Below are 20,539 nucleotides of genomic sequence, written 5' to 3'. Positions count from 1 at the left end.
ACCGGCGTGCTGGGGGAGAGATGACGACCGACAGATCCGGAGCGGTGCAGTCCGTGGACCGGGCCGTGAGCGTGCTGGAGAGCCTGGCCCGGCACGGCGAGGCCGGGGTGACCGAGATCGCCGGTGAGCTGGGGGTCCACAAGTCGACCGCGTTCCGGCTGCTGGGAGCGTTGGAGAACCGCGGCCTGGTGACGCAGTCCCGCGAGCGCGGCAAGTACCGTCTGGGCGCGGGCATGTTGCGCCTCGCGGGCGCGGCCGCCGGACGGCTGGACATCGTCCAGGAGGCGGCGCCGCTGTGCCGGGCGCTCGCCGACGAGGTCGGGGACACGGTCAATGTGGCCGTACTCGACGACGACACGGCCGTGAACGTCGCCCAGGCCAGGGGCGCCGCGTCGGTGACCACGTACAACTGGATCGGCCGCCGGACCCCGTTGCACGCCACCTCCAGCGGCAAGGTGCTGCTCGCGCACGCGCCGGGCGCCGTACGCGACCGGGTGCTCACGGCCGGGCTCGACGCCTTCACACCGGGGACCGTGACCGACCCCGCCCGGCTGGCACGGCTGCTCGACGAGACGGTGGAGCGGGGGTACGCGATCGCCGTCGAGGAGCTGGAGACCGGGCTCAACGCGGTGGCCGCGCCCGTGTGGTGCTACGACGGTACGGTGACCGGCGCGCTGAGCGTGTCGGGGCCCGCCTACCGGCTGCGGGCCGAGCTGCTGCCGGAGATCGCCGGGCGGACCGCCGCGGTCGCCGCCGAACTGTCGTACCGGATGGGGCACGCGGGCTGATCGCCGCCGACCAGGATCCCGGAGCCGGAGCCGGAGCCGGAGCCGGAGCCGGAGCCGGAGCCGGAGCCGGAACCGGGACTCCCGAGCCTTCAGAGCCCTCAGAGCCGGAACCGCCGGTTCAGCCCTCGGTGTTGATCATGGAGGCGGCGGCGTACGTCATGTAGTTCCACAGCTGGGTCGCGTGCTCCGGCGCGAGCTCCAGCTCGTCCACCGCGTCCCGCATATGCCTCAGCCAGGCGTCGTGCGCCGCCCGGTCGACCCGGAACGGGGCGTGCCGCATCCGCAGCCGAGGGTGACCGCGGTTCTCGCTGTAGGTCCGCGGGCCGCCCCAGTACTGCATCAGGAAGAGCGTGAACCGCTCCTCGGCCGGGCCGAGGTCCTCCTCCGGATACATCGGCCGCAGCAGCGGGTCGTCGGCGACGCCCTCGTAGAACCGGTGAACAAGGCGACGGAAGGTCGGCTCGCCGCCGACCTGGTCGTAGAAGGTCTGCTCCTGAAGGGTGCCCCGGGGAATCTCGTTCACCCGTCCATCGTCTCAGATGACCGGGACCAGGACCGGGGTCCTAGGTCCTCCGGGCCCGGGACCGATGGCCGAGCCACCGGAGCGGGGCGGCGGGCCGCCGCGCGGGGCGGGCGGTGCTCGCCTCGGGGCCGCCCGCGCAGCACAGTGGGAGACATGGGGACCCTTCCGCAGCGGTACGCCGAGCCCGCCGACGAGGCCCGCCGCGCGCTGGTGAGTGCGATGGTGGCCGACGGCGGACTGCGGGACCCCGCGTGGCGGCTCGCCTTCGAGGAGGTCCCCCGCCATCTCTTCGTGCCGTACTACTACGTTCCCGTGCCCGCGGGCACGGGCCGGCCCGCCCGCTGGGAACGGCTGTGGGGCGAGGACCCCGATCCCGTACGCCGTGACCGCTGGCTGCGCGGCGCCTATACCGACGGGCCGCTGGCCACCCGGGTCAGGGACGGCGAGCTGATCTCCTCCAGCAGCCAGCCGTCGCTGATGGCGCTGATGCTGGAGGCGCTGGAGGTGCGGTACGGGGACCGGGTGCTGGAGATCGGGGCGGGCACCGGCTACAACGCGGCCCTGCTCTGCCACCGCGTCGGCGACGACCGGGTCACCACCGTCGACCTCGACCCGGAGATCACCGAATCCGCGCGGGCCCATCTGGCCGCGGCGGGCCGGCGTCCCGCGGTCGTCACGGGCGACGGGGCGCGGGGCGTACCGGGGCGGGCGCCCTTCGACCGGATCCTGGCCACCTGCACCCTGCCCGTGATCCCGTACGACTGGCTCGCGCAGTGCGCCCCGGACGCCGGGATCGTCGCCCCGGTCTCCACGGGGCTGGTCGTCCTGCGGGTCCGCGACGACGGCCGGGGCCGGTTCGCGGAGGGCCGATTCCTGCGCACCCCGGCCTATTTCGTACCGCTGCGGGGCGCGGGCGGCGCACCGGGGATCCGGACCCGCGGCCTGCCCCGGCGCACGGTCGAGAACGAACTCTTCCGGTTCCTGCTGGCCCTGACGGCGGGCGGCCTCGACCCGCACGAGGCCCTCGCCCTGTGGGAGCGCGAGGGCCGGCCGCGCCGCGACCGGTTCGGGATCACGGTCGGGGCGCGCCGTCAGTGGGCGTGGCTTGACGATCCCGGGGGCCCGTACATCTGGCCCCTGGGAGCGTCCCTGCCCGGCTGACCCGGCTGACCCGGCTGACCCGGCTGCCGCGGGTGGTGGTGTCAGCCGCGCCGGACGGTGATCGTCGTCCAGGCGCCGACATGGACCCGGTCGCCGTCGTTCAGCGGTACCGGGACATAGGGCTGGATCGGGTCCTCGGCGCCGTTGAGCGTCGTCCCGTTCGTCGAGTTCTGGTCGACGACCGCCCATGACCCGTCGGGCTGCTGCACCAGCACGGCGTGCTTGTGCGAGACCCCCGGGTCCTCGGGCGGCACCGACAGATCGATATCGGGCGACTCGCCGGTGGACTGGCGGCGGCGGCCGATGGTGATCTGGTTGCCGGTGAGCGGGAGATGCTGTTCGGGGCTGTACGCGGGCAGGTTGAGGCTGCCCGCGTCGGGCCCGCTGCGCTGCATCATCGCCAGGAAGTAGTCGCGGTCGGGGCCGACGACCGCCGTCCAGGTGCCGGACCCGCCGAAGGCGGCGGGCGGTGCCTGGTGCTGACCCGGGCCGGGACCCTGCTGACCGGAGCCCTGCGGACCGGGGTCCTGGGGGTTGCCGTACGGCGGCTGGTACGCGCCCGGGGGCGGGCCCTGCGGCGCGGAGGACGTCGACGGCGGGTTCAGCGGCCAGTCGTCGACCGGGGGCGCCTGACCGGAACCACGACCGCCGCGACCACCGGGGCCGGGCGTGGGCGGCTGCGGTGCCTGGGGCTGCTGGGGCTGCTGGAAGGCGGACGGCGCGCCACCGGGACCGCCCTGCGGGCCGCGCGGGTCCTGGCCGCCGAACGCCGAGGGCGACGGGGTCGGGGACGACGGCTGTCCGCCCTGCTGGAACGCGGACGGCGGGGGCGGCGGTGTCTGATGGCCGGGGGAGTGGTGCCCCTGCCCCGGCACCTGATGACCGGGCGACTGGAGACCGGACTGCTGATGACCGGACTGCTGATGACCGGGCTGCTGATGACCGGGCTGCTGATGGCCCGGCGTCTCGTGCAGCGGCTCGGCGGGCCGGTTCAGCTGCGAGGGGCGCGAACCCTGGTACTCGTACGGATCATGCGACTGCGGGCCCGCGCCGGGGCCGGACGTGGGCGGCTGCGGTGCCTGGGGCTGCTGGGGCTGCTGGAAGGCGGACGGTGCGCCACCGGGACCACCGTGGCCGCCGTGCATACCGCCGCCGTGCATCCCGGCGCCGGGACCGGGGGATCCCGGACCCTGCGCGGGCGGCGGGAAGCCGGGCGCCTGCGGGCCGGAGCCCTGGAAACCCGAGTCCGGGAAGCCGGAGCCGCCCTGCGGACCCGGGCCGCCCTGCGGTCCGGGACCCGGCGGCGGTCCGGGCTGGTTGGTGAACCCTGCGGGCAGGTTGAGGCCCTGTCGCGGCCCGGTCGCCACCGGGGTGTACGACGTCGCCGTGTTCGTCAGGAAGTTGTACCGGCACTCCTCGCAGAAGGGCGCGTTGGCCTCCCGCGGCGTACGGCACTGGGGGCACAGCTCCGCGTGCGCCGTGGCGTTCGGATCGCCCTGGGGCGGCGGGAAGCCGTATCCCGGCTGCGGCGGAGGGGGCGGGACCGCCCCCGCGGGAGCGCCGGGGCCGGCCATGCGGTGGCCACAGACCTCGCACCAGTCGTCGGAACCCGACTGGTGTCCGTTCGGGCAGGTCGGCATGGAGGCGCCTCCCCCTCTCCTGTCCGGCCCGAGAGGGCCGCTGCTTCATCCGTCCTGGCGGTGGTACGCGGCTATTTCTTGACGCGAACCGTTTTCGTCGAGCGCGTTTCGAGAGTCATCTCGTCCGCGTCGGCGACCTTTGCCTTCAGTCGCACAGTACCCGTCGCCACGTCGACCACGTCCACCACCTTCGAAAGGAGTTTCGCAGTGTCCGCGTTTCCGGAGGCCGCCGCGAGCTGTACGGCACGGCCCAGTTTCGCCGTAGCGCCATCGATATCTCCGGATTTGCGGGCATCCAGTCCCTGCTGGATGACCTGGGCCAGCTCGGCCTGGCCGGTGTAGTGCGCCACTTGGGGATTGATCGCGGTCGACGAGGCCAGGTCGTCCGTCCACACGGCCCGCACCAGCCCCTGCGACAGCACCTCGGGGGTGCCGCCGTCCGGCGCGGGAACGATCAACGAGGCACGGGCCGCGAGCATCTCCCGGCCGACCGCGGCGGACGGGACCCGGACGCAGACGTGATAATCGCGGGACTCGTCGCCCCAGGACCCCGTGGGGTAGTCGCCGGCGCGCGGTCCCGCCTCCGTGCGCCGCGCGGTGAGATCCTCCACGGTCGGCGCCACCTGCTTGACGAAGGCGATCTCGACCCCGACGGGGGTCCAGAGCCGCAGGGCGACATCCGCGATCTCCTTGCCCATCGCCTGCTCCATCATCGCCGTGAAGTCGGCCGCGAGATGGGCCGGATCGGCGACGATGTCGGCGGTGCCGAGGAGCGCGGAGGCGATCTGTGTGACCTCCTTCACCTCCCAGTCGGTGCCCACGCCCCGGGCGTCGCAGGTGAACCGGCCGGCCACCGCGTCCAGGGCGGCCGCCAGATCGGCCGGTGACTCGTGTTCGTTGCGGCCGTCGGTGAGCAGGACGCCGTGGCGGATCGGGGCCTCGGAGCTGCCGAACAGCTCGTCCGCGAGCCGGAGCCAGGTGCCGATGGCGGTACCGCCGCCCGCCGAGAGCCTCCGCAGGGCGTTCCTCGCCTCGGCCCGGGTGCCGGGTCCGGCGATCGCGAGCCTGCCGCCCTTGGGGTAGACCTGCCGGGCCACATGCGTACCGTCGACGACGGCGAACTCCGTACCGTCCCGCAGGGTGTCGATCGCGGCGGCCGTCGCGTCACGGGCGTTCCGCATCTTCTCGGGCGGGTGGTCCATCGACCCCGAGCAGTCGACCATGATCACCACGGCGGCCGACGCGCCCGGTCTCGGGATGGCGGCCGGTGAGGCCGAGACCCCGGTCAGCGGCGCTCCGCCGGTGGTGCCGCCGCCGGTCGAGGTGACCGTGACGATGGCGCTGACCTCCCGGCCGCCCTCCGGCAGATACTCGTTCTGGTAGACGTCGACGGAGAACCGGGGCACCTGGGACTTGGCGAAGTTGGCCATCGTAAGGGCTCCTTGCACGCTCCTGAACGGAACAATGCGTATCGATACGGATCAACGCAAAGGATCAACGCAAAACAACACAGAGCTGGACGGGAACGGGCGGAAGCCGCGGCGGAACGGTCACCTCGTCGTGCGCGGCCCCGCGGGCGGGTGGACGGCGAACGGCAGGACCGCCACCGTCACATTGTCGTGGCCTCCGCCGTCGAGGGCGTGTCCGACCAGGACCTGGGCGGCACGCAGCGGTCGCTCGGCCGCGTCCGCGGGCACGGCCCGGGCCATCTCGTCGGCGGACTCCGCGTAGTTCCACAGACCGTCGGTGCAGACGACGACCACACCGGAGCGGTCCGGTTTGAACGCGGCCGTGTGCGGGTCGAGTTCGTACGCGTCGGCGCCCAGCCAGCCCGTGATGGCGTGGGCGCGCTCGTCGGCGTACGCCTCCGCCTCGTTCATCAGGCCCGCGGCCACCATCTGGGCCGCCCACGAGTCGTCCTCGGTGAGCCGGGCCGCGGGGCCCGACCGGTCGTCGGGGACCCAGTAGACGCGGCTGTCGCCGACCCAGCCCACGACGAGGAGTTCACCGGCGGCGATCGCGCCGACGATGGTGCACGCGGGGGCGTTCTGCCGGGCGTGCGGGTCGGGTTCGGGGGCCTCGGCGCCGGGATCGGGGGCGGCCAGGGCGTTCACCGCCGAGGCGGCGGCGACCACCGCGTCCCGCATGGCCTGCTGCGGGTGGGTGCCCCGCGGCAGCACGTCGATCAGGGTGTCGCAGGCCGCGCGGGCGGCGGCCTGTGACGCCTCGTCGGGCCGGGTGGCCGAGGAGACGCCGTCGCACACCATCGCCACGACCGCGGGCGAACCGTCCGGCAGGGCGGTGGACGCCACGGCGAACGAGTCCTCGTTGCGGTGGTGGCGCAGCCCCCGGTCGCTCACCACGGCGACCGCGTCCAGCTCGCGTTCCATGTGGTCGCGTTCGCGGGGCTGGGCGTGGCCGCAGTTCTCGCAGTAGCCGTCGGTGTCCACACGCCCGGCCCGGCACGCGACGCACAGCTTGACGCCGCCGCCTTCCGTGCCGGAGTTCCTCGGGTCGGCCGCCGCGGGTTCGGGAGTCACGGGTTCGGGTGCCGGGGGCGCGACCGGGGTCGTGACCAGTGTCGGGGTGGGGGCGGCCGGAGCCGCCGGAGCCGCCGGGGGCGGCTGGAGCGTGAAGTCGCCGGAGCCCGTGCCCGTGCCCGTTCCCGTTTCCGCCGGTCCGGCCGGAGCCCCGGCGGGATAGCCGGTGCCGGTCCCGTACGCCGTCGCGCCGGTGGGCCGCCCGTACGCGTCGGCCGGGTCGGCCGGGTCCGGTGCCGCGCCCCGGGGGGCGTCCGGGGCCCGGTGGTCGTGCCGTACGTCGGCCGGGGATCCGGCCCCGCCGGGCGCGGGTCCGCTCATCTCGGCGAGCGCCGCGATCCGCGACCGCGGCGGCCCGCCGGGGGCGGCCTCCGTCGCCCCGGTCCGCTCACCCGCCGGTGGTACGGCCCCGGCGGGCGCGGGCGGAACAGGCGGCGCGGGCGGGACGGTTGGGACCGGCGGAATACGCGGCGGTACGGCGCCGGTGGCGGTGGCCTCCGGAGCCGTACGGGCCACGGGCGGCGCCGGGTGCCCGGGTGTCACCGGCGGGCCTCCGTGCGGCACGGCACCGCCCGCCGGGGCGGGCGGCGGCGGTACCGGGACGCCGATGGCGAGCGTCGGCCGGTCGCCCGAGGGCGCGGCGGCGGGCACGGGCGGAAGCTCGGTGCCGCACCGACCGCAGAAGCGGTCGTCGGACTCCACCGGCTCTCCGCAACCCGGGCAGACGGCCGTTCCGGCCTGCTGAGGATTCTGCGACGGCATCGATCACACCCACGTCCGGGGGCGGAAGCGGTTGGCACGCTCCACCAGGTCCATGCGCTCCTCGCCGCGCCGGGCGAGCCGGGCGAGTACCCGGTAGGAGCGTTCCAGCCCGAAGCGGAGGCCCCGCTCGTCGAGCGGGCTGCCGAGCAGCGCACGGGGTGCGCCGCCCCGCTGGGGCGTTGCCGCCGCGCCGGACCCGGCGGGCGGTGCTCCGGGACTACCGGAGAGTACCCAGTCCAGGGCCGTACCGAGTACTTCGGTGGCGAGCGACTCTCTGCGTACCGTGTCGAGACCGGCCTCCTCCAGGTCCTGCACCTGGTGCGCCGCGGCCGTCAGATCGGCGATCAACTCCTCCTCCGGGGCCCGGTGTCGCAGTCTGGACCGTACGGCGGCGACCCGGGCGGCCGTGTAGTGGATCGACGCCTCGGGCACCGACTCCAGGGTTCCGACGGACCCGGCCCGGTCCCCGGCGGCGAGTTGCACCCGGGCCAGACCGAACGCGGCGCTCACATAACCCGGATCGGTCGTCCACACCAGGCGGTAGTACTCGGCGGCGTTGTCCAGCTGGTCCAGCACCTCGGCGCACACCCCGAGGGCCAGCTTGGGCGCGGGCTCGCCGGGGAACGCGTCGTACACCGCGTCGAAGGCGAGCGCCGCCGCCTCCTTGTCCCGGGTCACCAGGGACGCCAGACCCCGGTACCAGATCACCCGCCAGTCGTCGTCGAACCGCCCCTCCAACTCCTCCAGGACGGCGATCGCGGCCCCCGGATCGGCCATCTCCAGCCGGGCCCGCACCTCCCGGAGCCGGGTCTCGCGCGACGGCGACGGCGCGGTCGCGAGCGCGGCGATCAGCTCGGCGGGCGCGGCGGTGAGCAGCCCGGCGAGGAAACCGGCGTTGGGATCGTCCTGGTCGACGCGGGGGACCGGCAGCGCCAGGGCCACGGCCGGGAGGTCCACTTCGCGCAGATGCGGCGCGAGCCGCCCGCCGCCCGAGCCGGACAGTCCGCCCGAGCCGGTCGGTCCGGTAGAGCCGGACAGTCCGCCTGGTCCGGCAGGTCCCGTAGGTCCCGCGGGTCCGGCCGGGCCCGGCCGCGGGGAGCCGGGCGACGGCTGTGCGGGGATGGTGAGCCCGGCCCCCGTGCCTCGGGCGGCGGTCCGGCCGCCCGGGCCCGCGCCCGCGCGCAGGGCGCCCCGGGCCGCCGGGCGGGCCCCCAGCCGGGAGACGTCGTCGGTGAACTCCGCGAAGAGCTGGGTGTCCGTGACCTTCACCTCGGGCCCGAACAGGGTGGAGAGCGCCGGGCGCGCCCGGCCGGTCTGGAGCGACACCACCTCCCGCAGCACCCCGGTCAACTGCTCGGCCATCTCCTCCGCCGAGGCGAACCGCCGCGCCGGGTCCGGGTCCGTCGCCCGTACCAGCAGCCGGTAGAAGGACTCGTACGTCCGGAAGACCTCGACCTTCTCCGGGTCGGGCAGGGAATCCGAGTAGACGTTGGTGTATCCGGTGAAATCGATGGTGAGGACGGCCAGGGTCCGGGCGACCGTATAGAGGTCGGAGGCGACGGACGGTCCCCGCTCGGGGACTTCGGGGGCCTGGTAGCCGACGGTGCCGTAGATCGCCGACTCGTCGTCGTCCATCCGGCGGACCGCGCCCATGTCGATCAGCTTCAGCTGGTCGGCCTGCTGGATGGCGTTGTCGACCTTGAAGTCGCAGTAGAGCAGATTGCGGCTGTGCAGATGCCCGAGGGCCTCCAGCGCCTCGATACCGTACGCGCACGCCTGCTCGACCGGGAGCGGATCGCGCCGCCCGCCGATGCTCCGCCGGTCGTTGGCGATCTCCTTGAGGGACTTCCCGCCGACGTACTCCATGACGATGTAGCCGTCGAGCGAGCCGGTGCGCTGGTCGAGATGTTCGACGAAGTTGTAGATCCGGACGATGTTGGCGTGCTCGATCTCGGCGAGGAACCGCCGCTCGGAGATCGCCACCTCCATCGCGTCCTGGTCACCGCTGTCCAGCAGGCCCTTGAGCACCACCCAGCGGTCGGAGACCGCGCGGTCGATGGCGAGATAGATCCAGCCGAGACCGCCGTGCGCGAGACAGCCCACGACCTCGTACTGCCCGCGCACGATATCGCCCGGGTGCAGCTTGGGCACGAAGGAGTACGGATGGCCGCAGGAGGTGCAGAAGCCTTCCGTACGGCCCCGATGGTCGCCGCGGGACCGCCCCACCGGCGCCCCGCAGTCGGAGCGCGAGCAGTACCGCTTGCGCTCGGGCACCTCGGGCTCGGTCATCACCGCGGCCCGCGGATCGGGGCGCGGCACCTCCGGCACCGACACCAGCCCGGCGCCCAGCCGGTTGCGTGCCGAACCCCGGCTGGCGGAGCCGCTGGAGCGGACCGACACCGACCGGGACGGTGTCGTCGACACGGTCGATTCGGCCGAATTGCCGGAGAGGGAGCGGGAGAGCCGGCCGGAGACCGACCGCCGGGACACCGACGACCGGGCGGATCGCGCGGACCGCGCCGACCTGGCGGAGCGCGCCGAGCGGGCGGACCGCGACGAACTCCCGCCGCCCTGTTCGCCGGAGGTCTCCGACGAAGCCGAAGCCGAAGCCGGAGCCGGAGCCGGAGCCGCCGGCCGCCCCGAGCCGCCGCCGGCCACCACGGGCGCCAGACCGCAGGTGTCGCAGTACATCTCGCCGCCGCCGACGTCCTCGTACGTACCCTCGCAGTCGGGTCGCTGACAGCTCCCCGGACCGCTCCCCTCGCCGTGCCCGCTCACACGCCCCCCTCGCCACCGCCGGATCCGGTCCTTCCGGGCTCCGTGTGCGCCAGCGCCTCCGCCGCCGCCCGCTGGTACCGCAGCACCGCCTGCTCGGCGACCCGCAGATCGCACGGCGCGCTCCACAGCATTCTGCGGGCCGCGTCGTACCGCTCGATCAGGACGGGGTCCTCCGCGAGGCCGTGCCGGGACGTCTTCGCCTTGTACGCGTCCAGCCGGCCGCGCAGCTCGGCCCGGACCGCGAGCGGCGCCGTCACCGCGGTCAGCGACTCACGGGCCCGCATCAGCTCGTCCTCCGCCTCCCGCTCCAACGACTCCAGCAGCGGCGAGAGCCGGTGCCACTGCGAATGCCTGCGGTACTCGGCGGCGGTCACCAGCCGCTCCTGCAGCGCCGTCGGCGGTCCGCCGACGGCGGGCACCTCCGTCGCGGCGATCTTCGCCAGCACCTCTCCGCGGGCCGCGCGCGCCTCACTCAGGGTGCGGTCGGCCCGCGACAGTACGTCCCGCAGCCGGACCAGCCGCTCCTCCGAGTCCTGGCGGACCCCGAGCACCGCCTCGATCTCCCGGCGGATGTCCTCCAGCGCCCGCGCCGCACGGTCGTAGCGGTCGGTGTCGGGACGGCCGCCGCCCGGCGCCGAACTGCGCGCGCCGGGACGCCAGAACGCCAGCGGATCCGAGATCACCTGAGCCCGCAGCAGGGTCAGCTCCTGGGTGATCGCCTCCAGATCGTCGCCCGCGGGGTGCTCACCGGGCCGTACGCCCACGGAGTGCGCCAGGGACCGGGTGCGCTGGAGTTCGGCGGAGAGCAGATCGATCCGGGCGGGCAGCGCCGACCAGACCGCGTCCGCCGTCACCACCATGTCGAGGGAGGCCGCGTACAGCTCGTTCATCCGCTCCACGAGACCGCCGAGGGTGAACCGTTCGGCGAGCCTGGCGGGGGTGCCCGGGGTGAGCGAGTCCGGGGCGCCCGCGGCCGCTCCGGGCACCGTCACCCCCTGGCCGCGCAGCCGGTCCGTCAGCTCCGCGAGGTCCTCCCGGCTGGCCCAGCGCCGCCGCGACCTGATCTCCCGGATCTCGGTCAGCGCGGCGGAGTACGCCTCGAAGTACCCCCACAGCAGGGCGATCGACCGCTCGGCCGCCGCCCACCGGTCCCGGGTGACCCCGGTCAGCTCGGCACCTTCGAGCAGTCTGCGGCCCGCGTGGTCCTGGAGGGCGAGCAAGGAGGACTCGACCGCCTCGTGTTCGGCGCCCAGCCGGGCCAGCGCCCGGTCGATCTCGTCCCGGTCCATCACCGGCCCGGGTAGACCGCCTCCGGTCCCGGAGAAGGATCCAGCGACGCCCATCGATCACCTCTTTCGTCGGTCAGCCGCTGCGGTACTTCGGGGCGGGCGGTTCGGGTGTCTTCTCGGCGGGGCCGCTCTTGAGCCATTTGTCGTACGAGGTCTTCCACCCGGACTGCCGGTACTCCTCCAGCACCCGGTTGATCCGCCCCACCAGATCGTCCTTGCCGAGCTTGGTCGCCACGCCGTAGTACTCGGTGGTGAACGGCCCGTCGCCCTTCAGCTCCACCGCGGGGTCCTGGGCCGCGTGCCCGGCGGCCAGGGCGTTGTCCGTGAGGACCGCGTCCACCAGACCCTGCTGGAGCCGGACCAGGCAGTCCAGCTGATTGGGCACCGTCAGGATGTCCTCGTCGGCCGGTCCGCCGTCGCCGGGATCCTTGAAGACCGCCCCGAAGGTGTTCTTCCGCAGCTCGTCATAGGCCGTCGAACCCTCCGCCGAGCAGACCCGCTTGCCCTTGAGGGTGCCGTCCCAGCCGGTGATGTCGGACTGTCTGGGGGCGAGGATCTGCTGTCCCGCCTGGAAGTAGGCGGTGGAGAAGGCGACCTGCTTGATCCGGTCGCAGTTGATGGTCATCGTCCGGACCACGATGTCCACGGTGCCGTTGTTCAGGGCGGGGATCCGCTGGTTGGTGGGGACGGCCCGGAAGACGATGTTGTCCTTCCCGCCCTCCTCCACCTCTCCGAGCAGGTCGTCGGCGATCGCCCGCGCCAGATCGATGTCGAAGCCCGTGATCCGGTCGGTCGCCGGGTCGCGGTAGCCCCAGCGGTAGCTGTTCTGGTCGACGCCGACGATCAGATGGCCGCGATCCTTGATGGCGTCGATGTTCGGCCCGTCGCCGCCGGACGCCGGCAGCGACGCCTCGGGGGACGAGCAGTCGCCCGTGGTGGCCGGGGCCGCCCGGGTCGACCCGGCGGTCAGCTCCCCGCCGGAGATCGCCGTCCCGGCGTCCCGGGAGAGCGGGATCAGCGTCGCGGCGGCGAGGGCGCAGGCGGCGGCCATCGCGGCGACCCCGCCCCAGCCGCGCAGGCTGAACCGGCCCCGCGGGGCGAACCGGCCCGGCAGGGCGAACCGGCCCCGGACGAGCGGGCCCCGCGCGGCGAACCGGCCCCGCGCGGCCCCGGGGCCGCCGTCGGCACCGGCGGACTCCCCTTCGCCCCGCACGTCCTGTCCGTCCGTCATCACGCCCCCTCTCACCGGTACTCCGACAGTCTGCGATTGATCCCCAGCACCGCGCCCAGGGCACCCAGCACCCCGAGCGCCGCCGCGCCGACGGGCAGCAGCCCGAGGGCGTCCCGGCCGCTCTCGGCGGCCCGGGTGAACTCGCGCTGCTCATGCTCCAGCGCCTGCTCCAGCGCCTCGTCCACCCGGTCGAACGACTCACCCGTCGAGTCCGCGCGGCCGATGACCAGCTCCCGCGCGCGCGAGTAGTCCCCTCTTCGGTCGGCCGTGCCGACCTTCTCGTGCCGTTCCCGCCACTCGCCGACGCTCGCGGTCGCCTTCCGCAGCGGGTCACCGCCCCGGTCGTCGTCCGCCAGCCGCTGCGCCCGGCCCAGGGCGTTGACGAGAGCGCCCATGTCCTCGTCGTACTCCGTCTCGTACTTGTCGTGCTTTCCGTCGTCGGTGAGCACCGCGCCCCGGGCGACCAGGACGAGGTTCTCGTTGGCCCGGGCCTTGAGGGAGCTGATCCGGGCCTCGTTGAGCGCCCGCAGCGACTGTTCCCCGCCGGTACGCGCCTCGCCGAGCTGGGACGCGGCCACCGCGTGCGCGGCGACCAGCCACAGCAGCAGGACCACCGAAGCCGCCGTGGCGGCCAGCAGTCCCTGGTTGAAGACCCGGTTGGTCCGGAGATAGTTGCGCCGCTGGGCCCAGCCGAGCGCCCCGACCGCGACCAATCCGGCGAGCAGGGCGAATACCGGCCAGGCGGTGGCGTCGTCGTCGTCGCGGTCCAGCCGGGCGGTCTCCGCGTCGTACAGCTTCTGGGCGGCGGGCAGCAGCACCTTCGTCATCCGCTCGTTGGCGAACCGCAGATACGCACCCCCCAACGGCTTGCCCTGCCGGTTGTACGCCCTGGCGGTCTCGATCAAGCCCGTGTACAGCGGCAGCTGTTCGTTGAGCGTCCGGATCTGCCGGGCCGACGCGCTGCCGGCCTCCGTATGCGTCGCGGCCTTCACCAGCAGCTGGGAGGCGCGGGTGATGTCCTTCTCGTACCGCTCGCGCACCGCGCGGGGCTCCTTCACGGGACCCGCAAGGAAGCCGCTGGACGCGGCGGTGTCGGCGTCCGCGAGGGAGCGGTAGACCTGGGCCGCGTCGGCGCTCAGCGGCTGACTCCGGCCCACCACGTCGTCCGCCGCCGCCGCCCGGTCCGACACCTCCGCCGCCGTCACCGCGCCGAACGCGATCACCAGGGCCGCGAGCACCGCCCCGATGATCCGCAGTCGGCCCGGCTCGGTCGTGGCCGCCGCGCGCAGCCGCGCCACCGCGTCCCCGACACCCGCCGGTCCCGAGCCCGGTACCGAGCCGGATCCCGGTCCCGGTTCCGTCCCCGGGGCGTATCCCGGTCCGTTGAAGGATCCGGGCCCGTTGGACCCCGGCCCGTTGGACCCGGGCGCGCCGGATACCTGCCCGGCGGTACCGGGCACGGACGCGGGAGCCGACGGGCGCGCGGCGCGCACCTTTGGCGGATGTGCCATATGACCTCCCCCTCGGTCGCCGACGGCGGCCCGCCCCCCGGCGGGTCGGGGCCTCGCCCCTGTGGCCTCGTCCGGATCCGGCGAGCCCGATGAGCATGAGCCCGATCAGCCCGGCGGATCCGAACGGAAGGCCCTTGTCGAGCAGTATGGCGGCGAAGGCCGTCGTACACAGCAGGCTTGACTGGATCTTGCACCGGTATATCGATCGCCGGGTGATGAACCCCCGCCGCCGCCGGATGTCCCGTCCGCCGTCCCGAAGCCCCGCGCCGCTCTTCGTTCCTCCTGTATACGCTCCCGCCGCGCTCGCGGTTCCACTCCGGCCCTTCCCTGTGGACAACGCCCGTCCGTCCCTGTGGACAACTCGGCGAAGGGCCGCCGGCCGCGCGGTGCGGGGCAGGAGCGGGGGCCGGGGCGCGGACACCGTCCGGGCCCCGGGGACAACTCCCGTACCGCTCCCTTCTACAGCCCGTAGTGCTCCCGCTCTACAGCCCGTAGTGCTCCCGCGCCCTGGCCCGGGCCTCGGGAGGCGCCCCCACCCGGTCCAGACCGAGCAGGACCGCCCCCAGCACCGGGGGCGCGGTAAGCCAGGCCGGTACCGCCTTGGGCGCCTTGGCCGCCAGCGACGCGGTGATCCGCGCGTCCAGCTCGGGGTGGCGGGCCGCCAGCACACTGCCGCCGAGCACCACCGGCACCTCCTCGGCCAGCAGATCCAGCCGCTCCAGGGTGACCGTGGCCATCGACACCACCTCGTCCGCGAGCCGGCGGACGATCGCCCCGGCCACCGGGTCGCCCCCGGCGCTCGTGGCGAAGAGCACCGGAGTCAGCTCGTGCACCCGGGGGTAGGGCAGGGTGCGCCGGTGCAGCGCCTCGATCAGCTCCGCCATCGTCGCGAGCCCGAAGTGCCCCGGCAGGGTACGGGCCAGGGCCGACGGCTCACCCCGCCCGTCCTCGGCGCGCGCCGCGGACCACAGGGCCTCCTCGGCGAGCCCCAGACCGCCGCCCCAGTCGCCGGAGATCTTCCCGATCGCGGGGAAGCGGGCGGTCCGCCCGTCGGGGAGCATGCCGACGCAGTTGATGCCCGCGCCGCAGACGACCGCGACGCCCCGGGGCTCGTCCACCCCGGCCCGGAGCAGGGCGAAGGTGTCGTTGCGTACCACCGTCGTACGCCCCCAGCCCCGTTCGTGCAGCGCGGCCGTCAGCTCCGCCTCCTCCACCGGCAGATCGGCGTTGGCGAGACAGGCCGACACTTCGATCACCTCGTCCACCGCCCGGCCCGCGATCCGGGCCGCCTCACGGGCCGCCGCGACGGGCCCGGCGAGGGCGTCGACCGCGGCGGTGAGGCCGACCTTCGGGGGCTGGAAGCCGACTTTCTCCCGTGCCGATCCGAGGACCGCGCCGTCCGGTCCGACGAACGCGACATCGGTCTTGCTGTTCCCCGCGTCGATCGCGAGGACGGCTGCCGTCACGCCCACGCCAGATGCTCCCGGTTGTGCGCGATCAGCCGGTCGGTGAGCTGCTCCGCCGCGGTGTACTGGCCGATCAGCGGATGGGCCAGCAGCGCGCGGAACACCCGCTCCCGCCCGCCGCGCAGGGCCGCGTCCAGCGCCAGGTCCTCGTACGCCGTGACCTGGGCGATCAGCCCCGCGAACAGCGGGTCGACCCGCGGTACCGGCAGCGGCGCCGCGCCCTCGGCGCCGACGGCCGCCTGGACCTCCACGACCGCGTCGTCCGGGAGGAACGGCAGCGTCCCGTTGTTGAAGGTGTTCACCACCTGGTACCGGCTGCCCGACCCGCCGAGCAGGGCGGCGGCCAGGTCGACCGCGGCCTCCGAGTAGAACGCCCCGCCCCGCTTGGCCAGCAGCTCCGGCTTGGTGTCCAGCTCCGGGTCCCCGTACATCTCCAGCAACTGCCGCTCCATCGCGGCGACCTCGGCCGCCCGGGACGGCTTGGTCCGCAGCTCATCGACGACCTCGTCGTGCTGGTAGAAGTAGCGCAGATAGTACGAGGGCACCACGCCGAGCGCGTCCTGTACGGCGCGCGGCATGCGCAGATCCGCGGCGATCGCGTCCCCGTGCGCGGCGAGCAGCTCCGGCAGCCGGTCCGGTCCCTCGGGTCCGCCGATCCTGACCCCGGTCTCCCAGGTCAGATGGTTGAGCCCGACATGGTCCAGATGGATCTCGGACGGCGCCACGTCCAGCAGCCTCGCGAACTTCCGCTGGAAGCCGATGGCGACGTTGCACAGCCCGACGGCCTTGTGCCCGGCGGTCAGCAGGGCCCGGGTCACGATGCCCACCGGGTTGGTGAAGTCGATGATCCAGGCGTCCGGGTTGGCGCGCCGGACCCGTTCGGCGATGTCGAGGACGACGGGGACGGTCCGCAGGGCCTTGGCGAGCCCGCCCGCCCCGGTGGTCTCCTGGCCGACGCAGCCGCACTCCAGCGGCCAGGTCTCGTCCCGCTGCCGGGCCTCCTGTCCGCCGACCCGCAACTGGAGCAGGACGGCGTCGGCGCCCTCGACCCCGGCGTCCAGGTCGGACGTGGTCACGATCGTCCCGTCGTGCCCCTGCCTGGCGAAGATCCGCCGGGCCAGCCCGCCCACGAGTTCCAGCCGTTCGGGAGCGGGGTCGACCAGGACCAGCTCGGTGATGGGGAGGGTGTCCCTCAGCCGGGCGAACCCGTCGATCAACTCCGGTGTATAGGTGGATCCTCCACCCACGACTGCCAGCTTCATACGGTTCCTCGCCCTTCACTCCGGTCGGTGTCGCCGGGTCTCGTCTCGGCCCGGGTCGGTAAACGATCTTCAGTAGGGGTCTTCGGTAGGGGTCTTCGGCAGGGATCTCGGTACGTATCCGGGGGCGGCGCCGCGGTCTCAGCGGGCGGAGGTGCCGGCGGAGGTGTCGAAGACCTCGTCGCGGGTGGCGGCCAGGGCGCTCTCCAGCGCCCCGCGCAGCACGGGATGCCGTCGTACGGAGGACATCAGCAGCCGGGGCCGGGGCGCGGCCAGCTCGGTCAGCTCCGCCTCGACCAGGGCGCGCAGCGGTTCACCGCCCGCGGTGATCGCCTCCCCGGCGAGGACCACCAGCTCCGGGTCGAGGACCGCGACGACGGACGCGAGTCCGGTCGCCAGCGCCGTGGCGTACGCCTCCAGCAGCGCGCGGCAGGGTCCGTCACCGGCCTCGGCGGCGCGGGCCACCAGCGCCGGGGCCACCTCGGTGTAGTGGCCGCCGCCGATGTGCTCGACGCCCAGGTCGCGGGCGAGCCGCGGCAGTACCTGGGCGCCGGCCAGCTCCTGGAAGCCGCCGCCGCCGACCCGCGCGACCCCGCGGACCAGCGGGGTGCCGGGCACGGGCAGGAAACCGACCTCGCCCGCGCCGCCGGTGAACCCCCGGTGCAGCCGTCCCGCGATGACCACGGCGGCGCCGAGGCCCTCCTCGTTCCACAGCAGGACGAAGTCGTCGTGGCCGCGGGCCGTGCCCAGCCGCTGTTCGGCGACGGCGACGAGATTGACGTCGTTCTCGTACGCGAAGGGCATCGGCAGGGCGGCGGCGAGGTCGTCCAGCAGGGTGGGGGAGTGCCAGCCGGGCAGATGGGAGGCGTACCGCAGCCGTCCGGTCGACGGGTCGAAGGCGCCGGGGGTGCCGATGACCAGACGGTGGATCCGTTCCGCGGCCACCCCGGCGGCCTCGGCGGCGCCGCCGACGGCCTCGGTGACCTGGCCCACCGCGTCCGCCGCGCGACGGCGGGGCGTGGGCAGTTCGTACTCGCCGACGATCGCGCCGGTGACATCGGCGACGGCGGCGCGGATCCGCCGCGGGGAGACGTCGAGGCCGGCGGCGAAGGCGGCCCGCGCGTTGATCGCGTACAGCTGGGCGCCGGGTCCCGGCCCGCCCTCCGTGGTGCCGGTGGCGACGACGAGACCGGCCGCCTCCAGCCGGACCAGCAGCTGGGACGCGGTGGGCTTGGAGAGTCCGGTGAGGGTGCCGATCCGGGTCCGGGAGAGGGGGCCGTGCTCCAGCAGCAGACCGAGCGCCGCGCGGTCGTTCATGGCGCGCAGGACGCTCGGGGTTCCGGGGACCGTTCCGGCCACGGCGGCACACCTGCCCTTCGGCTATTAGGAAAGTTTCCTAACCGTTCAGGTCGAACGTAGGCCGAGGTGAGGGGAGCGTCAACGGCCTCACCCGTGATAACGGGCGATATGTGCCGTACGGGATGGTTAATCGCGCAAGCAGAGTGCGGGCGCGGAGTGTGGGCGCGGGCGCGGGTGCGGCGCCCCGGAAAGGGCCCCGCGCCCGCATACCCGCTACTTCTGGAGGTTCGGCGGCGCCGGCGGTATCGGGGCCGTGGCCAGCGACTGCGGCGACGTCGGGCTCGCCAGCGCCGACGGGGCGGCCATCGACGCCGACGGATCGGCCGCCGATGCCTCCTCCGGTACGGGGAGCCCGCCGACGATCCGGATGCCCTCCGCGTCGAACGCCCGCTTGATCCGCCACCGCAGCTCGCGCTCGACGGAGAGCGCCTTGCCCGGCATGGTCTTGCCCGCGACCCGGATCGTCATCGAGTCCAGCAGCACCTCGGTGAGGCCGAGGGCCTCCACCGGGCCCCACAGCTGCTCGTTCCACGGCTCGGACTTCGCCAGGCCGTCCGCGACCGAGCCGATCACCGCATTCACCTTGTCCAGGTCCTCGGACGGCCGGACCGTGACATCGACCGTCGCGGTGGCCCAGCCCTGGCTGAGGTTGCCGATCCGCTTGATCTCGCCGTTGCGCACGTACCAGATCTCGCCGTCGTCACCGCGGAGCTTGGTCACCCGCAGCCCCACCTCGACGACCTCGCCGGTGGCCACCCCCGCGTCGACCGTGTCCCCGACCCCGTACTGATCCTCCATGATCATGAAGACGCCGGAGAGGAAGTCGGTGACCAGGTTGCGGGCGCCGAAGCCGATCGCCACACCCGCGACACCCGCGGAGGCCAGCAGCGGAGCCAGATTGATCTTGAAGGCGCCGAGGATCATCAGTCCGGCCGTGCCCAGGATCAGGAACGACGCGATCGAGCGCAGGACGGAGCCGATGGCCTCGGAGCGCTGCCGCCGCCGCTCCGCGTTGACCAGAAGTCCGCCGAGGGCCGTACCCTCCACCGCCTGGGCGGAACGGTTCATCCGGTCTATCAGCTTGGTCAGCGCCCGGCGCACCAGCATCCGCAGCACCAGCGCGACCACCAGGATCAGCATGATCCGCAGTCCGGTGTTGAGCCAGGAGGACCAGTTCTCCTCCACCCAGCCCGCGGCGTTCGAGGCCCGCTCGGCGGCCTCGTCGAGGGTCACGGGGGCGACGGGCTCGTCGGTGGGCGGCCCGGACGGGGACGGCGTCCCGGCCGCCCGCGGGGCGGTGGCGAGGACGATCGACGACCAGAAGCCGGTCACGGGGGGAACCTCCAGGCATGGCGTACAGCAGATCAACCACCCTAACGGCGGCATCGCTCCCGACCCCTGGTTCACGGCCCCGGAGAGACCATACTCACCCGACCGCCCCGGGAGGCGGCGGCGAAGGCGGCGACGGCGGAGCCGGGAGCAGCGGCGGGAACAGCCGTTCGTTCTTCGTGTGGGGACGGTGGTGTGGTTGAAAACACTTCGAGCCCGTTACCGCCACGTGGTGGCGCACCCGGCCGCCCTGAGGAGAGACTGACAGCAGATCGTCCCGGCGCGAGCCACGCGCCGCCGGCGTACAAGGAGGCATCAACCGTGCCGCATGTCCTGGTCCTCAACGCGTCGTACGAGCCGCTCGGCGTCGTACCGCTCCGCCGCGCGCTCGTCCTCGTCCTGGAGAACAAGGCACTCTGCCTCGAGGAGTCCGGCGCCTTTCTGCACAGTGCGACCCGGGCGGTCGCGGCGCCCAGTGTCGTCCGTCTGAAGCGGTTCGTACGGGTCCCCTACCGGGGGCCCGTTCCGCTGACCCGCAAAGCGCTGTTCGCCCGCGACGGCGGGCGCTGTATGTACTGCGGTGGCGTCGCAACCAGCGTCGACCACGTGATCCCGCGCAGCCGCGGCGGACAGCACGTCTGGGACAACGTCGTCGCCGCGTGCCGCCGCTGCAACCATGTCAAGGCCGACCGCCATCTGCGCGAGCTGGGCTGGCGCCTGCGCCATCAACCGGCGCCGCCGAGTGGTCTCGCCTGGCGGATCATCGGCACGGGACACCGGGACCCCCGGTGGCTGCCGTATCTGCAACCGTACGGCGCCGATGACGCGATGGCCCGGATCGACGGCGTTTCCGCCTGAGAACCGAGCCATTTTTCGTTCCCCGGGCAGACCGGCCGCCCGGGG

Annotated in this window: 15 protein-coding genes; 3 read left to right on the top strand and 12 right to left on the bottom strand. The window is 73.9% G+C overall.

What is annotated here, in order from left to right; genetic code table 11:
* Positions 1-20: 20 nt before the first annotated feature.
* Entirely contained in the window at positions 21-788 is a 768-nt protein-coding gene (locus tag ACFXG1_RS23870; RefSeq protein ID WP_384712085.1) for an IclR family transcriptional regulator, read from the top strand.
* Between the two features lie 118 nt (positions 789-906).
* Here ACFXG1_RS23870 and ACFXG1_RS23865 read toward each other — a convergent pair whose 3' ends face one another.
* Complete coding sequence (locus tag ACFXG1_RS23865) at positions 907-1,311, bottom strand: globin (protein ID WP_384744451.1); 405 nt, start codon at positions 1,309-1,311, stop codon at positions 907-909.
* 153 nt (positions 1,312-1,464) lie between these two features.
* On the opposite strand from ACFXG1_RS23865, the gene ACFXG1_RS23860 reads away from it, so the two are divergent.
* Positions 1,465-2,472, top strand: a complete 1,008-nt coding sequence (locus ACFXG1_RS23860; RefSeq protein ID WP_384744449.1) for a methyltransferase domain-containing protein — start codon at positions 1,465-1,467, stop codon at positions 2,470-2,472.
* Between the two features lie 41 nt (positions 2,473-2,513).
* Here the strand turns inward: ACFXG1_RS23860 and ACFXG1_RS23855 are convergent, their stop codons facing one another.
* The 11 genes from ACFXG1_RS23855 to ACFXG1_RS23805 form a co-directional block, all read right to left on the bottom strand.
* The gene (locus ACFXG1_RS23855) at positions 2,514-4,112 is read right to left on the bottom strand and encodes an FHA domain-containing protein (protein ID WP_384744447.1); all 1,599 of its coding nucleotides are present in this window, start codon (positions 4,110-4,112) and stop codon (positions 2,514-2,516) included.
* Between the two features lie 71 nt (positions 4,113-4,183).
* The gene (locus ACFXG1_RS23850) at positions 4,184-5,542 is read right to left on the bottom strand and encodes a VWA domain-containing protein (protein WP_384712088.1); all 1,359 of its coding nucleotides are present in this window, start codon (positions 5,540-5,542) and stop codon (positions 4,184-4,186) included.
* A gap of 120 nt (positions 5,543-5,662) precedes the next feature.
* Complete coding sequence (locus ACFXG1_RS23845; RefSeq protein ID WP_384744445.1) at positions 5,663-7,414, bottom strand: PP2C family serine/threonine-protein phosphatase; 1,752 nt, start codon at positions 7,412-7,414, stop codon at positions 5,663-5,665.
* 3 nt (positions 7,415-7,417) lie between these two features.
* Positions 7,418-10,105 (bottom strand): tetratricopeptide repeat protein, encoded by a 2,688-nt coding sequence (locus ACFXG1_RS23840; protein WP_384718293.1) that lies wholly within the window; start codon positions 10,103-10,105, stop codon positions 7,418-7,420.
* 83 nt (positions 10,106-10,188) lie between these two features.
* Positions 10,189-11,535, bottom strand: coding sequence for a hypothetical protein (locus ACFXG1_RS23835; protein ID WP_384744443.1), 1,347 nt, complete (start codon positions 11,533-11,535; stop codon positions 10,189-10,191).
* A 19-nt stretch (positions 11,536-11,554) separates the two neighbouring features.
* Positions 11,555-12,532, bottom strand: a complete 978-nt coding sequence (locus ACFXG1_RS23830; protein ID WP_384716269.1) for a glutamate ABC transporter substrate-binding protein — start codon at positions 12,530-12,532, stop codon at positions 11,555-11,557.
* Between the two features lie 191 nt (positions 12,533-12,723).
* A complete protein-coding gene (locus ACFXG1_RS23825; protein ID WP_384716266.1) occupies positions 12,724-14,223 on the bottom strand; it encodes a hypothetical protein in 1,500 nt (499 codons plus the stop codon).
* Positions 14,224-14,705: 482 nt separating this feature from the next.
* Entirely contained in the window at positions 14,706-15,695 is a 990-nt protein-coding gene (locus ACFXG1_RS23820) for an N-acetylglucosamine kinase (protein WP_384716263.1), read from the bottom strand.
* On the bottom strand, positions 15,686-16,951 hold the full coding sequence (locus ACFXG1_RS23815) for a 6-phospho-beta-glucosidase (protein WP_384716260.1): 1,266 nt from the start codon (positions 16,949-16,951) through the stop codon (positions 15,686-15,688). Before ACFXG1_RS23815 ends, ACFXG1_RS23820 begins: the two co-directional genes overlap by 10 nt.
* 138 nt (positions 16,952-17,089) lie before the next feature.
* Positions 17,090-18,265 (bottom strand): ROK family transcriptional regulator, encoded by a 1,176-nt coding sequence (locus ACFXG1_RS23810; RefSeq protein ID WP_384744461.1) that lies wholly within the window; start codon positions 18,263-18,265, stop codon positions 17,090-17,092.
* 255 nt (positions 18,266-18,520) lie between these two features.
* Complete coding sequence (locus ACFXG1_RS23805; protein WP_384744440.1) at positions 18,521-19,639, bottom strand: mechanosensitive ion channel family protein; 1,119 nt, start codon at positions 19,637-19,639, stop codon at positions 18,521-18,523.
* 318 nt (positions 19,640-19,957) lie between these two features.
* On the opposite strand from ACFXG1_RS23805, the gene ACFXG1_RS23800 reads away from it, so the two are divergent.
* The gene (locus ACFXG1_RS23800) at positions 19,958-20,494 is read left to right on the top strand and encodes an HNH endonuclease (protein WP_361141857.1); all 537 of its coding nucleotides are present in this window, start codon (positions 19,958-19,960) and stop codon (positions 20,492-20,494) included.
* Positions 20,495-20,539: the final 45 nt, after the last annotated feature.

It is taken from the genome of Streptomyces sp. NPDC059248 (genome assembly GCF_042753905.1).
Lineage (GTDB): Bacteria > Actinomycetota > Actinomycetes > Streptomycetales > Streptomycetaceae > Streptomyces.
Note: the sequence above shows the minus strand (reverse complement) of the source record. Positions and strands in the feature narration are given on the sequence as shown.